At 53.1% G+C, this 13,399-nt stretch carries 15 protein-coding genes; 5 read left to right on the forward strand and 10 right to left on the reverse strand.

Features of this window, described 5'->3' with window-relative positions; genetic code table 11:
• The first annotated feature begins 301 nt into the window (after window positions 1-301).
• From PsAD26_RS01205 to PsAD26_RS01215, 3 genes are all read left to right on the forward strand, one after another.
• Window positions 302-640, forward strand: coding sequence for a P-II family nitrogen regulator (locus PsAD26_RS01205; RefSeq protein ID WP_057464729.1), 339 nt, complete (start codon window positions 302-304; stop codon window positions 638-640).
• A gap of 22 nt (window positions 641-662) precedes the next feature.
• Window positions 663-1,979 carry an ammonium transporter gene (locus PsAD26_RS01210; protein ID WP_063299775.1) on the forward strand — a complete coding sequence of 439 codons (1,317 nt, stop codon included), beginning with the start codon at window positions 663-665 and terminating at the stop codon, window positions 1,977-1,979.
• Between the two features lie 361 nt (window positions 1,980-2,340).
• Window positions 2,341-2,709: a nuclear transport factor 2 family protein gene (locus PsAD26_RS01215; RefSeq protein ID WP_208985447.1), complete on the forward strand. Its 369-nt coding sequence runs from the start codon at window positions 2,341-2,343 to the stop codon at window positions 2,707-2,709.
• A gap of 76 nt (window positions 2,710-2,785) precedes the next feature.
• Here PsAD26_RS01215 and PsAD26_RS01220 read toward each other — a convergent pair whose 3' ends face one another.
• From PsAD26_RS01220 to PsAD26_RS01265, 10 genes are all read right to left on the reverse strand, one after another.
• The gene (locus PsAD26_RS01220) at window positions 2,786-3,160 is read right to left on the reverse strand and encodes a hypothetical protein (protein ID WP_208985448.1); all 375 of its coding nucleotides are present in this window, start codon (window positions 3,158-3,160) and stop codon (window positions 2,786-2,788) included.
• 138 nt (window positions 3,161-3,298) lie between these two features.
• On the reverse strand, window positions 3,299-4,117 hold the full coding sequence (locus PsAD26_RS01225; protein WP_063308955.1) for an ABC transporter permease subunit: 819 nt from the start codon (window positions 4,115-4,117) through the stop codon (window positions 3,299-3,301).
• Window positions 4,118-4,341: 224 nt separating this feature from the next.
• Complete coding sequence (locus PsAD26_RS01230) at window positions 4,342-5,229, reverse strand: cation diffusion facilitator family transporter (RefSeq protein WP_063308956.1); 888 nt, start codon at window positions 5,227-5,229, stop codon at window positions 4,342-4,344.
• A 168-nt stretch (window positions 5,230-5,397) separates the two neighbouring features.
• On the reverse strand, window positions 5,398-6,141 hold the full coding sequence (locus tag PsAD26_RS01235) for a DUF1223 domain-containing protein (protein ID WP_057464681.1): 744 nt from the start codon (window positions 6,139-6,141) through the stop codon (window positions 5,398-5,400).
• A 122-nt stretch (window positions 6,142-6,263) separates the two neighbouring features.
• Window positions 6,264-6,857 (reverse strand): DsbE family thiol:disulfide interchange protein, encoded by a 594-nt coding sequence (locus PsAD26_RS01240; protein ID WP_063308947.1) that lies wholly within the window; start codon window positions 6,855-6,857, stop codon window positions 6,264-6,266.
• Between the two features lie 5 nt (window positions 6,858-6,862).
• Complete coding sequence (ccmD, locus tag PsAD26_RS01245; RefSeq protein ID WP_063294558.1) at window positions 6,863-7,093, reverse strand: heme exporter protein CcmD; 231 nt, start codon at window positions 7,091-7,093, stop codon at window positions 6,863-6,865.
• 5 nt (window positions 7,094-7,098) lie between these two features.
• Window positions 7,099-7,878 carry a heme ABC transporter permease gene (locus PsAD26_RS01250; RefSeq protein ID WP_063308948.1) on the reverse strand — a complete coding sequence of 260 codons (780 nt, stop codon included), beginning with the start codon at window positions 7,876-7,878 and terminating at the stop codon, window positions 7,099-7,101.
• Between the two features lie 178 nt (window positions 7,879-8,056).
• Window positions 8,057-8,716, reverse strand: a complete 660-nt coding sequence (gene ccmB, locus PsAD26_RS01255; protein ID WP_181951980.1) for a heme exporter protein CcmB — start codon at window positions 8,714-8,716, stop codon at window positions 8,057-8,059.
• 11 nt (window positions 8,717-8,727) lie between these two features.
• A complete protein-coding gene (gene ccmA, locus PsAD26_RS01260; protein WP_208985453.1) occupies window positions 8,728-9,432 on the reverse strand; it encodes a heme ABC exporter ATP-binding protein CcmA in 705 nt (234 codons plus the stop codon).
• Window positions 9,433-9,582: 150 nt separating this feature from the next.
• On the reverse strand, window positions 9,583-10,023 hold the full coding sequence (locus PsAD26_RS01265; RefSeq protein WP_063308958.1) for a cupin domain-containing protein: 441 nt from the start codon (window positions 10,021-10,023) through the stop codon (window positions 9,583-9,585).
• Between the two features lie 335 nt (window positions 10,024-10,358).
• On the opposite strand from PsAD26_RS01265, the gene PsAD26_RS30325 reads away from it, so the two are divergent.
• Together PsAD26_RS30325 and acnA are read left to right on the forward strand one after the other, a co-directional pair.
• On the forward strand, window positions 10,359-10,493 hold the full coding sequence (locus PsAD26_RS30325; RefSeq protein WP_275507192.1) for a hypothetical protein: 135 nt from the start codon (window positions 10,359-10,361) through the stop codon (window positions 10,491-10,493).
• Window positions 10,490-13,165, forward strand: a complete 2,676-nt coding sequence (gene acnA, locus PsAD26_RS01270; RefSeq protein WP_063308949.1) for an aconitate hydratase AcnA — start codon at window positions 10,490-10,492, stop codon at window positions 13,163-13,165. Before PsAD26_RS30325 ends, acnA begins: the two co-directional genes overlap by 4 nt.
• Window positions 13,166-13,399: the final 234 nt, after the last annotated feature.

The following is a 13,399-nucleotide window of genomic DNA, read 5'->3' on the forward strand; positions in this document are numbered from 1 at the left end:
GCTCTGCCTATTTTAGTGACAGCCACATTCTGCGCAACTCCGCCAGATCGGCCCCTCCTCAAGAAAATTTAATTTCAAACAAGCCGCTGAATTTTCGAGATTATTCCAACATCTTCCCCACGCGGAATCTACGTAAAAATCGATATTTCTCAAAACTGGCACGCTCCTTGAAAGAGAGGAGGCAAGCGTGCCGGCCGGGCATTCTGAGAACCACCAGACAACTGGCAACTTTCCCGGTCCCAAAGAGGTCTCCAGAACTCTTTACGGCGCGATCGATGAGAGAGGGGAACGGGAATCTGACATGAAAATCATTATGGCAATCATCAAGCCCTTTAAGTTGGATGAAGTGCGCGACGCACTCACCACTTTAGGCATCCAGGGGCTCACGGTAACCGAAGTCAAAGGCTATGGCCGGCAGAAGGGGCACACCGAAATCTACCGCGGCACAGAATACGCCGTCACCTTCCTCCCAAAACTAAAGGTCGAAGTCGCAGTTGCAACAGACATGGCAGACAAAGTTGTCGAAGCCATTGGTAGCGCAGCGAAGACCGGCCAGATCGGTGACGGCAAAATCTTCGTCTACTCCATTGATCAGGTCGTCCGCATTCGCACCGGCGAAGCCGACGCAGAAGCAATATAATGAAATGAAGGGGACAAAGAATATGAAACGCGCCTCCACCCTTGTTGCCGCAGGCTCACTCCTGGCACTTTCCGCAGGCCCAGTCATGGCAGAAGAAAAATACGCTCTGGCTGTCGACACCGCCTACATCTTCAACACCCTGCTCTTCCTGATTGGCGGCTTTCTGGTGATGTGGATGGCTGCAGGCTTCGCCATGCTTGAAGCTGGCCTCGTCCGCACCAAAAACGTCTCCATGCAGTGCCTCAAGAACATCGCCCTGTACTCCATCGCTGGTCTGATGTTCTGGATCACCGGTTACAACCTCATGTACACCGGCGTTGACGGCGGCTTCATGGGTTCCTTTGGCCCATACTCCTTTGACCCTGTCGGCGGCGATGCTCTGGACGCAGGCTACTCGACAGCGTCCGACTGGTTCTTCCAGATGGTCTTCTGCGCAACCACAGCCTCCATCGTGTCGGGCACAATGGCAGAGCGCATCAAGCTCTGGGCTTTCCTGATCTTCGTTGTCATCCTCACAGGTGTTCTTTACCCAATCACTGGCTCCTGGCAGTGGGGTGCTGGCTGGCTCTCCGAAATGGGCTTTGCTGACTTTGCTGGCTCCACTCTCGTCCACTCCGTTGGTGGCTGGGCAGCTCTTTCCGGCGCAATCATCCTCGGCGCGCGTAAAGGCAAGTACGGCAAGAACGGTCAGGTCTACGTCATGCCGGGTTCCTCTATGCCACTGGCAACTCTGGGCACCTTCATTCTGTGGCTCGGCTGGTTCGGCTTCAACGGCGCATCCCAGCTCGCAATGGGCACCATTGGTGACGTTACAGACATCTCCCGCATCTTCGCAAACACCAACATGGCTGCTGCGGGGGGCGTGGTCACCGCAATTGCTCTGACACAGGCCCTCTACAAAAAGGTCGATGTCACCATGGCTCTGAACGGTGCATTGGCTGGTCTTGTTTCCATTACCGCTGAACCACTGGCTCCGAGCGTGCTCCAGTCCGTCATCATTGGTGGCGTTGGTGGCGCAATTGTCGTCTTTGCAGTGCCAATGCTCGACAAGTTGAAGATTGATGATGTGGTTGGTGCAATCCCGGTTCACTTGTTGGCTGGCATCTGGGGAACGCTCATCGTGCCGCTGTCCAACTCTGACGCGTCTTACGTCACTCAATTCATCGGCGTTGCAGCCGTCGGCATCTTCACCTTCGTTGCCTCCACCATTGTCTGGTACGCAATCCAGCTGGTGGTCGGCCTGCGTGTCACAGAAGAAGACGAAGCCATGGGCCTCGACAAAGCCGAGATTGGTGTCGAAGCCTATCCGGAATTCGGAACCGGCTCCCAGCGCCTCTAAGCTTGTGCTAATTCTGGGAGGATCAAAACACTCTCCCAGAACTAAAAGATGAAATTACAAAGCCCGGCAACCACCGCCGGGCTTTTTCTTTGGCAGCATTTGCCAGCCTATCAATTTCTCTCAATAGATAGCTCTGTGCTCAAACGCTAAATACTACAAAATCAAAGCAACCCAAAAGCTTAGGAAAGTTGATACCCCAGCTTACTAGTCGGTTCAAATCCGCCTACCACATTTGAAAGACGGACTTCACCTTTCATAGGTGGTACTTTCAGGAATGCCATATACGTCCATTTCTAATCAAGATTCGCTCTTCATCCTACGTCCAAATAAAGAGGCGCAAGCGCCCGAGCTTTGGAGTCCGATGATGAACAGTGAATTGGAAGCAGCAGTTAAAAAAGCCAGTCAGAAGTGGCAGAACGCGTTCAATGCGGGTGATGCTCAAGGCTGCGCTAACTGCTATGAGGCAAACGCTGTTATGGAGGCCAAACCGTTTGGCACCTATCACGGACGAGCCGAAATTCTCGAGTTCTGGCAAATGCTCATTCGGGAAGGCTTCTCAAAAATCGAATACATCAACCCCAAAATCGTCGCTTCAGGCGAAAGCTCCGCAATCCTTTCTTCCGACTGGAAGATGAACAAAGCCCACGGCAACATCTCAAAAGAACTCTGGGTTCTGCAATCAGACGGCACGGCGCTGCTCAGAGAAGACTACTTCAGCGCCGCATCTTGACAGCGCAATACGGCACACAAAAAAGCCCGGCACATGGCCGGACTTGGTCGCATCGCTCTACAGCTGAGACAATTGCTCAGCAGTCGCGATAGTAAAAGTAGTCCAGACGGTCCGCGATATCATCCAGAGCAAAGGAGTAGCCGCTCCAGTCCTCATCGATCCATGCATCTTCCAGTCGGTCAACCGCACGGTCCAGCTTACCATCGTCTTCCAGCTCACTAAGCAGACGACCTACATCAATCAAATGCCCCAGAACACCATCTGCGCTTGATCCAGCACGCACACCACCTTCAAAGAAGACTTCATCGGAAATATCATCAATATCTGAAATGGCTGCATTTAGGTCGGAGCAGCTCAGTTCACCCCATGCATAAGCAGGGCTTTGAGAGACCCATCCAGCAAAACCAATTGAGACAACAACAGCAAGTGCTTTTAAACCACGCAATATCATTCCGAGACCTTCTTCTGTGAGATGCATCTGGAGCAAAGCTCGCAAGATACCTGTAACCCACATAGAAGTAGCAAGGTCGCAAAGTGGTGCTGTCTCAAAGGAGACAGAAATTATGGCCTCTTTGAGGTTTCTCGGGGATCACTGACGCCCGTCTGTCAGCCCTTTCACAAAGGCTTTCTGACAGAAGACGACAAGCAGGATCGGTGGCAACATAGCCAGCACAGCAAGTGCCAACCCTTGCGGGCTTGTGCGTCCAACCAAACTAAGTCCCTGCACCAAAGTCATTCTGGTCTCTTCGCTGGAAACCATCACAGGCCACAGATACTGGTTCCATCCCTGCACAAACATCAGCAGGCCAAGTGCTGCAATCATCGGCGCAGACGCAGGTACCAGAACATCTTTCAGAAACTTAATCGGCCCAGCCCCATCAATCCGCGCAGCTTCAGAAAGCTCAGTCGGCACTCCCAGAAAAAACTGGCGGAAGAAGAATGTCCCCACCGCTGAAGCCAGCAGTGGCAACATCAAACCCGGATAGGAATTCACGAGCCCAAGCTTGCTGGTCACAGCATATGTTGGCAGAAACCTGGATTCCAAAGGCAGCAGCAAACTGCAAAGGATCACCCAGAAAAAGAACGTCCCAAAGCGCACCCGAAAGAACACCAGCGCATACGCCGCCAACAGAGAAACAGCCACTTTCGCCAGCGCAAACCCTGCAGCCAGATAGAGCGAGTTCAACGCCATGGTTATGCCAGTGACACCGCCAGTAAACCCGCGCCCTTCAAACAGCGCCCGGCTATACACCTCGACTCCATATGGCCCCGGCAGAAACTGGAGGCCATCTTGACCAAGCGTAGCGCCAGAGTGCGTTGAAGAGAAAGCGATAACGATCACCGGTCCGACGATCAAAAACACGCCGAGAAGCAAGATAAGGTGATCAAGAAAATGTTTGCGGGGCATATTCATCTCAGAAACGAAGCGCAGTCCCCCACCACAAAGCATGGCTTTCGAAGACAAAGACGCAATCAACAATACTGAAAGCAGTAGGAGTGGCCCCGTTTCCGGGCAAACTGCTTTAAAGGATCGTTCCAGAGAGAAGGCAAAAAGCAGCCAGACCAACAGAACGCAGCAATAACGGAAACACCGTAGAACTACGCAGGTCAGGTTTCAAGCTCTCTAAGTGCCTATAAAACCACAATTCCTGAATGTTTAGCGTGATTTTCCGGTTCAACATGGATGGTCACACGTGCGCCAGGCATCTTTTCTGCGATGCCTTCCTCAATGCGATCACAAATCGCATGGGCATCCAGAACGCTCATCTCACCCGGCACAACCAGATGAAAATCAACGAACGTCACGTGGCCTGCATGGCGAGTTCTCAGGTCATGAGCCTCCAGTGCACCATCCCCAAACTTGGAGATCAACGCCCGGATTTCCTCCTGCTCCTCTTCAGGAGCCGCCTCATCCATCAACCCACCAATGGATTCACGCACCAGCTTCCAGCCAGACCACATGATGTTGACCGCAACAATCCCCGCAAGGATCGGATCAAACATCTGCCAGCCCGTCGCCCACACAGCAGCGATACCAACAAACACACCGAGAGATGTATAAACATCCGTCATGATATGCCGGGCATCCGCCTGCAGCGCAGGTGAGCGATGCGCTCTACCAATGCGCATCAAGGCCATTGCCCAGAAAAAGTTGATGACGGAAGACAGAAAGTTTAGCGCGATACCCTGAAAATTGACCTCAAGCTCATACGGCTCAGTCAAACCCATATAGGCTTTGCGCAGGATAAGAATTGCCGCTAGAACAATCAGAACCCCTTCAAGAACAGCAGCAAAATATTCTGCCTTGTAGTGTCCATATGGATGGTTCTGATCAGCAGGTTTGCGCGCCAGGTACAACGCACCGGCAGCAGCAGAAGCACTTGCGATATTGATGGATGTTTCAAGAGCGTCAGAATAGAACGCGATGGAGCCAGTCAACGCAAAGGCGAAGTATTTAAGAGCAAATACCAGTATGCCAATGACGATGCTGCCCAGCGCAAAGCGCATGCTCTGGTCCATGTGCCACATCCACCCTAATTCAAACTCGACGACTGCTTAGAAAGTTATCGTCCTCTATCAGGTTTCAGTGGCATATTAAACAATGGAACAGGTTCAAACAGCCAGTTTTTATTCTTATTTGCACTCAATGTTTGCAAATGAAAATCACTCGCAATTTATCAGCCAATTCTACTTGTCGTAAAACGCTGCACCAATGATTTCGCCTGGCATCTCACCAGAGTTGGTCTGAACCAAAACAGCCCAGTTCTTGGAGTCGAACATCTTCAAAGCGGTCCGCGGCAGACGGAACACTTCAGCAGTACCAGACCACATGCCAATCGGCATAATGCTGCGTACCACGTTCTTATAAGTTTGCGTTGTACCAGCATTTTCACCGCGCTGGATCTCCACAACCGCTTCCTTGTCAATTCCAAGAAGATAGACGTCAGCCTTCTTATCTGGCTGTTTCAAAGAACCAGAGAGCTGAACTTCGAGCGCATTATCGTCAAGCATCGCCTCAACCTGAACGCTCATACCAGAAGACTTGCGGATCGCATTCTTAACGGAGCCACGATCACTGCCGACCATATGCCCACGGCCATTCACAACAACCTGAGGCGTATAGATCTGTGCATCACCACGGCTCTTGGCATAATCCTTCTGGCGCTGAGTGAACACAGGCGAACCCAAAGTGTCCTTCCAGCCGAAGTAATCCCAATAATCTACATGGTAAGAGAGAGTGACCACATCCTTCTGGTCTGAGACAAGCTCCTCCAGAAACTGGTCTGCAGGTGGACATGACGAGCAGCCCTGGCTGGTAAACAGCTCAACCACAGCCTTTGGTGTTTCCGCCTGAGCTGAGAGAGAGGTCGCAAAACCAATTCCCGCTGCGAGAATAACACCCGTCAATCTATTTACAGAAAACCACCGCATTTCGGCCCTTCGCAATTGTTCAAGTCATCGCTGATGCAGCGCTAACCTAAACAATAACCAGATAACTGTAGAATCACATCACAGTGAGCCCCTGAAAACCGAAGGCATCAGGGGCACTGCTTCTATTTGGACTCAGTCAGCACTTTTTCAAGCTCTGGTAAGAAGACATCCCGATAGCTGGCTGCACTCAATGGCCCGATAAATTTATAGCGGATCTGAGCCTTCTCATCGACGATGAATGTCTCAGGAACCCCGTAAACGCCCCATTCAATGCCAGCTCGGCCAGTGTCAAACCCAACGCGGTCGTAAGGGTTGCCCAACTCAGCAAGGAACCGGTTCGCCTTAACGTCAGTGTCCTTGTAGTTCAGGCCAGCAATCTCAAAACGATTGTCCTTGGAAAGTTCCATCAAGTATTTGTGTTCGGCGCGGCACGGCGCACACCAGGACGCAAAGATGTTCACGACGGTCACTTGACCAAGCAGATCACTGCGTTGGAAGCCAGGAACCTGCACACCATCACGCTCCAATCCGGCAACTGGAGGCAGCGCAAATTCAGGCGCAGGTTTGTTGATTAGTGCAGAAGGCAGTTCCTTGGAATCATGGCCTGACAGCATCATGAAACCCATCAGAACCGCGAGAGCACCAAAAACAATCAGCGGAAGAAGAAACAGCGGAGAAACGCCTGACTTCTTTTCCTCGTCCATTTCACTAGCCATTCCTGTTAGCTCTCACTCTTATCATCAGCACCTGAGGAAACCACCTGGCTGACGGAAGGACCAGCACGACGTGTGGAACGACGGCGAATACCGCTCGCTTCAAGTGCCTGCATCTCTTTATCCAGCTGAGACTTGTCTGAGCGTACCCAGATAATCAGCACAGCTATAACAAGCGCAGCCATTGCATAAGCAGCAATCACATATTCAGCGTGACGGCCAAACTCTGAAAAATCCATCGTCCTTACCTCGCACCAGCAGCAGCTGCTTTCGTGACTGTGCTGCTGGAAGCAGCCGGAGCAACAGATGCTGCACGCATCCGCATTGCTCTGATCCGACGGCGCATAATCTCGTTACGCATGCTCATCAGATGCAAAGTCACAAACAGAAGCAGAAAAGCCAAAAACATCAAGCCAAGCGGAATAAGAATGGAAGAGTGAATGGCAGGGCCGTCAGCACGAATAATGCTCGGCGGCTGATGCAGCGTGTTCCACCACTCAACGGAAAACTTGATGATGATGACGTTGATCACGCCAACCAACGTGATAATCGCATTTACTTTTGCAGCCTTGATAGGATCTTCAATCGCCTTCCACAGCGCGATAATGCCAAGATACATAATCAGCAGCACAAGGAAGGAGGTCAATCTTGCGTCCCAGACCCAAAAGGTGCCCCACATTGGCTTGCCCCAGACAGCGCCGGAAAACAGAGCCAGGAATGTGAATGCAGCACCAATAGGTGCAGATGCCTTGGCCGAAACATCAGCCAGCGGATGCTTCCAAACCAGAGAACCAATCGAAGAAAGTGCCATCATTGCATAACACATCAATGCAAGCTGGGCAGCAGGGACATGCACAAACATAATGCGCACTGTCTGGCCTTGCTGATAATCTTCAGGCGCAACAAAAAACGCGAAGTACAAGCCAACTGCAAGCGCAGCGACCGTCGCAACGATAAGCCAGGGAAGCACAGCTTTCACAAGCTTCAGGAACCGGGTTGGGTTTGCAAGATCGTATAAGGTCATAGAGCCGTTCTAAACTGAGAATGACGAAGCATCAATGTGTACATAGTGTCACGGACCCATCACAGTCATTGATTACGCGCAATTTGACGCTTCACTTCTTCGGGATTTCACCCATTTTAGACGATTTTACATAGACTTAACGCTTCTGGCAATTTCAGCAGCCTCACGGCTGCCGTCATCAGTCACCAGAAACGCGAAGCGCTGCAGCTGCTGCAAGAGGTCCAACAACAAGACCAAAAAGTGTCAGGGCACACAAAAACAGGAACGGAACGAGGAAGTTATTGGAGTCGATCGCTCCCGCTGTCGCGGCACTCACACCAAAGATCAGGATTGGAATTGCCAGCGGAATAACCAGAATGGAGAGCAACACCCCACCCCGCCGCATGGACACGGTAACACCAGCACCAACCGCACCAACAAGCGTCAATGCAGGGGCGCCAACAAGCAAGGTCAGGGTCACCAGAACGATGCTCTGGAAATCCAGACCTACAAACAAAGACAAAACCGGTGTCGCCAACACCAGCGGCAGACCCGTCGCCGCCCAATGGGCAGCACATTTAATCAACACAACCAGCTCAAGCGAACGCCCGGACATCACCAGAAGTTCGAGGCTTCCATCCTCGCGATCAGCCTGAAACAGGCGATCCAATCCCAGCAACGTCGACAGCAATGCGCCAATCCAGAGGATAGCAGCACCAATGCGGGACAGCAGGATCATGTCCGGTCCAACACCGAACGGAAAGATCGTCACCACAGCCAGAAAGAACAGAACACCGATCAGCGCACCACCACCAACGCGGTTCGCCAATTGATATTCACGGACAAAAAGACTCTTCATCCAACTCATGATCAGCCCTCGTCCTGCTCGTCTTCGTCGAAATAATCGTCCAGATCCGCTCCGGCAAACATATGCTCACTCTCGGTCGTCACAGGCGACAGATTGAGGAACTTGGTGTTTGGCAGGTTGAGCGGCAGGTGTGTGGCAGCAACCACAAGGCCACCAGCGTGGATGTGATCGGCAATCAGCCCCAGCAACACCTCTTCAGAGGCCTTATCAAGCGCCGAGGTCGGCTCATCAAGCAACCAGATTGGGCGTGGCACCACCAGCAAGCGCGCCACCGAAAGGCGTCGGCGCTGTCCGGCACTCAAGTACCCTGCTGGCAAACTGGCAGTATGCGCAATACCAAGAGTATCCAGCGCTTCCAGCTCGCTCATGCTCTCACGCACTTTGCCACCACCAAAAGCAGCAGGCTCAAAGAAATCACGCCAGAAGCTCAGGTTTTCAAGGACAGATTGCAGCGGCTTCAATGCATCAAGATGGCCAAAGTAGTGCGAGTGCTCGGCAACAGAGCACTCAGGCATGCCACCTTCCAGCTCAATCGTGCCGTTCGCTTTCGCAACCAACCCTGCAATCACGCGCAACAGACTGGATTTCCCGACACCATTGGGACCCTGGACAATCAGAGCTTCGCTTGAACCAACTTCAAAGTCGACATGGTTCAAAACTCTGCGGCCACCGCGATCACATGCAACACTCTGACAGATTAACTTCAATTGGTTCATCGCGCCCGAAACCACCACAGCAGCACACACTGCTTATCAAACTGACGGCGTATCCCGAAAAATGGATCCGATTTCCGGATAAGATACGCTCCAACAAAGAATTAAAGCGATTTGCATGATCCCGTCTTTGCGCAAACCACTTTATTCAGGAGGCCGTATCACATTCGGCAAATCCTTCGCTCCCATAAACACGGCTAGGATTCGCGTTGGCACTGTTCCGGTATTCTTACCGAAGTGCCAGGTATTGACGGCCTCAATAAACGCCTCCCCCTTTTGAAAGGTCAGAGGAGCTTCTTTCTCATAGGTGATCGTCAGCTCACCATCAAGTATATATCCGTAAAGAGGAATGGGATGCATGTGCTCTTTAACAGCCTCTCCCGGTGCCAGCGTAATGATGAGAGACGTCACCTGAGCCAGCCGACCAGTCGGATAGAACAGAGGCTGCTTGGTAATCGTAGTCTCGCTCTTATCCAGTAAAACCTTAGTGTCCGAATAGGCCTCACCATTCTCCTGAGCCAGAGCACTGACCGCATATCCGCCCAGCATCAGACAACAAGCACCAACCAAAACTGCAGATTTCATGGGAAACACCTTTCTGTTGTTTTCAGCTATTTTCTGCGCACTTTTTCGCCACTTCTGGCAATTATTCATAGGTAAACCAGAAGCACTTTACCGATAATCCCCTTCCGAGCCTTTAAAGCCACAAAGGACCAACTCACAGGCTAGACATATTGTATACCTCTGTATATAATACGATTCATACAAACCCAACCCCGCTTGATCGGGCCTCCCATTCTGGCCTAATCTCACCCTAGGTAAATTATTAGCCTTCCGCTGCGGTTCAGCTGGAACCTGCGTCAGAAAGACGCTATAGGGACGACAACTATAAGCTGATTGAATTTCAAGAAGCGCTTTTAATGCATTTGTTAAATGATCAAGCCAACGCCATGACGGCGAACCACCAAACTCCGGGAGATATCGGAGAGGTTCGTCAGCTCAAAGCTCCGTTTCCTGTTCACGGCGGGAAACGAAATAAGGAGATCGCCGAATGACACAATCTCTAAACAGTTTTAATGCCAAACAAACGCTGCAAGTCGGCGGCAAGTCTTACACTTACTTTTCCATTCCTGAAGCAGAAAAGAACGGCCTGACTGGCGTATCCAAGCTGCCATTCTCGCTAAAGGTGGTTCTGGAGAACCTGCTGCGTTTTGAAGATGGCCGCTCTGTTACAGCGGACGACATCAAGGCCGTTGCTGAGTGGCTCACCACCCGCACCTCCACACACGAAATTGCCTACCGCCCTGCCCGCGTGCTCATGCAGGACTTCACCGGCGTTCCTGCCGTTGTTGACCTTGCCGCCATGCGCGATGCTGCCGTCAGCCTCGGCGGTGACCCGAAAAAGGTGAACCCGCTGGTTCCCGTTGACCTCGTTATCGACCACTCCGTCATGGTGGACTATTTCGGCACCGCCTCCGCCTTCGCGCTCAATGTGGAACGCGAATATGAGCGCAACAACGAGCGCTATGAGTTCCTGCGTTGGGGCCAGTCCGCTTTTGATAACTTCCGCGCTGTTCCTCCAGGCACCGGCATCTGTCACCAGGTGAACCTTGAGTACCTCGCCCAGACCGTCTGGACGAAAGAAGAAAACGGCGAGACCATCGCTTATCCGGATACCCTCGTCGGCACCGATTCCCACACCACCATGGTCAACAGCCTTGCGGTCCTCGGCTGGGGCGTGGGTGGTATTGAGGCAGAAGCGGCCATGCTGGGCCAACCCATCTCCATGCTGATCCCGGAAGTTGTCGGCTTCAAGCTCACCGGAGAAATGGCAGAAGGCATCACCGCGACGGACCTCGTGCTCACCGTGGTTGAAATGCTGCGTAAGAAGGGCGTTGTCGGCAAGTTCGTTGAGTTCTACGGCCCCGGCCTCGACAATCTGTCGGTGGAAGATGAAGCGACCATCGCCAACATGGCACCGGAATACGGCGCCACCTGTGGCTTCTTCCCGGTGGACAGCGACACCCTCAAATACCTAAGGTCCACGGGTCGCGACCCGCACCGCATTGCGCTGGTTGAGGAATACGCCAAGGTGCAGGGCATGTACCGCGATACCCACGCGGAGCCAACCTTCACCGACACGCTGGAGCTGGACATCTCCACCGTCGTGCCATCCATCGCCGGACCAAAGCGCCCGCAGGATCGTATCTCCCTCGCCGACGCCTCAGAAGGCTTTGCCAAAACCATGGCGGAGGAATTCAAGAAGGCAGGTGAAGAGTTCAAACGCGCTCCGGTGGAAGGCCGCGACCATGACCTTGGCAATGGCGACGCCGTCATCGCGGCGATCACAAGCTGCACCAACACCTCCAACCCGTCCGTTCTCATCGGCGCTGGTCTGGTGGCCCGCAAAGCCCGCGCCAAAGGCCTCAAGGTCAAGCCATGGGTGAAAACCTCACTGGCTCCCGGCTCTCAGGTGGTGACAGATTATCTGGAGAAAGCTGGCGTTCAGGAAGACCTCGACGCCCTCGGCTTCAACCTCACCGGCTACGGCTGCACCACCTGTATTGGTAACTCAGGTCCGCTGCCGCCGGAAATCTCCAAGTCCGTCAACGACAACGACCTCGTGGCGTGCTCCGTGCTGTCGGGCAACCGCAACTTCGAAGGCCGCGTCAATCCGGATGTACGCGCCAACTATCTGGCCTCCCCGCCACTGGTTGTCGCCTACGCCATCGCAGGCTCACTCAACATCAACGTGGCCAAAGACCCGCTCGGCAAAGATCAGGACAACAACCCCGTCTACCTGAAGGATCTATGGCCAACCACGGAAGAGATCACCGACCTCATCCGCTCTTCCATCACGGAAGAGATGTTTGAAGAGCGTTACGGCGATGTGTTCAAAGGCGACGAGCACTGGCAGAACATCAAGGTGGAAGGCGGCATGACCTACGGCTGGCCGCCAGCATCCACCTACGTGCAGAACCCGCCTTACTTTGAAGGCATGACCATGGAGCCAGCACCCCTTACCGATATTGAGGGCGCGGCAGTCATGGGCCTGTTCCTGGATTCCATCACCACCGACCACATCTCTCCGGCAGGAGCGATCAAGGCAGACAGCCCGGCAGGTCAGTATCTTGAATCCCATCAGATCGCACCAAAAGACTTCAACTCCTACGGCTCCCGCCGTGGCAACCACGAAGTCATGATGCGCGGCACCTTCGGCAACATCCGCATCAAAAACCAGATGGTGCCGGGCGTGGAAGGTGGCTACACCACCAAGGATGGCAAGCAACGTTGGATCTACGACGCCTGCATGGAATACAAAGAGGCTGGCACCCCGCTTGTTGTGTTTGCTGGCAAAGAATACGGCACCGGCTCCTCCCGCGACTGGGCGGCAAAAGGCACCAAACTGCTCGGCGTCCGCGCTGTGATCGCTCAGTCCTTCGAGCGTATCCACCGCTCCAACCTCGTCGGCATGGGCGTCCTGCCCTTCACGTTTAAAGAGGGTGAAAGCTGGCAGTCCCACGGCATCGATGGCACTGAGCGCGTAACCATCCTCGGCGTAGCAGACCTCAAACCCCGCCAGATGGTCGACATTCAGGTCGAATTCGCAGACGGCACCAAGAAAACCATAGAAGCGCTCTGCCGCATCGATACCGAAGACGAACTAGAATACATCAAAGCCGGCGGCATCCTGCACTATGTGCTGAGGAACCTGGTCTCCGGCTAAGACAAGCAAACACACCACAAACACAAAAACGGGCCCTCCAAGGCCCGTTTTTCATTGGCGGCCCTACCTTCTGAGCCACCACCTCCACCGCCGTCTTCCCGCACTTGATGTTTGTCCCGGAGAGATGGTTGACGTTTGTTCGGGGACATGGGTGACGGTCATGTTATGATGTTAAGTCGATTTTTGCGACTGTGTTTGCTGCAAAACATACGTTGAAGATCTCAGGTTTGTCTG

This window comes from Pseudovibrio sp. Ad26, assembly GCF_001623285.1.
Lineage (GTDB): Bacteria > Pseudomonadota > Alphaproteobacteria > Rhizobiales > Stappiaceae > Pseudovibrio > Pseudovibrio ascidiaceicola.

Coding starts and splice junctions, on each gene's coding strand:
- acnA (WP_063308949.1), top strand. CDS start 10,490: ATGACACAATCTCTAAACAGTTTTAATGCCAAACAAACGCTGCAAGTC.
- PsAD26_RS01250 (WP_063308948.1), bottom strand. CDS start 7,878: ATGACCTTATACGATCTTGCAAACCCAACCCGGTTCCTGAAGCTTGTG.
- PsAD26_RS01210 (WP_063299775.1), top strand. CDS start 663: ATGAAACGCGCCTCCACCCTTGTTGCCGCAGGCTCACTCCTGGCACTT.
- PsAD26_RS01235 (WP_057464681.1), bottom strand. CDS start 6,141: ATGCGGTGGTTTTCTGTAAATAGATTGACGGGTGTTATTCTCGCAGCG.
- PsAD26_RS01215 (WP_208985447.1), top strand. CDS start 2,341: ATGATGAACAGTGAATTGGAAGCAGCAGTTAAAAAAGCCAGTCAGAAG.
- PsAD26_RS01265 (WP_063308958.1), bottom strand. CDS start 10,023: ATGAAATCTGCAGTTTTGGTTGGTGCTTGTTGTCTGATGCTGGGCGGA.
- PsAD26_RS01240 (WP_063308947.1), bottom strand. CDS start 6,857: ATGGCTAGTGAAATGGACGAGGAAAAGAAGTCAGGCGTTTCTCCGCTG.
- PsAD26_RS01205 (WP_057464729.1), top strand. CDS start 302: ATGAAAATCATTATGGCAATCATCAAGCCCTTTAAGTTGGATGAAGTG.
- ccmD (WP_063294558.1), bottom strand. CDS start 7,093: ATGGATTTTTCAGAGTTTGGCCGTCACGCTGAATATGTGATTGCTGCT.
- PsAD26_RS01225 (WP_063308955.1), bottom strand. CDS start 4,117: ATGCCCCGCAAACATTTTCTTGATCACCTTATCTTGCTTCTCGGCGTG.
- PsAD26_RS01220 (WP_208985448.1), bottom strand. CDS start 3,160: ATGATATTGCGTGGTTTAAAAGCACTTGCTGTTGTTGTCTCAATTGGT.
- PsAD26_RS01230 (WP_063308956.1), bottom strand. CDS start 5,229: ATGGACCAGAGCATGCGCTTTGCGCTGGGCAGCATCGTCATTGGCATA.
- PsAD26_RS30325 (WP_275507192.1), top strand. CDS start 10,359: ATGCATTTGTTAAATGATCAAGCCAACGCCATGACGGCGAACCACCAA.
- ccmB (WP_181951980.1), bottom strand. CDS start 8,716: ATGAAGAGTCTTTTTGTCCGTGAATATCAATTGGCGAACCGCGTTGGT.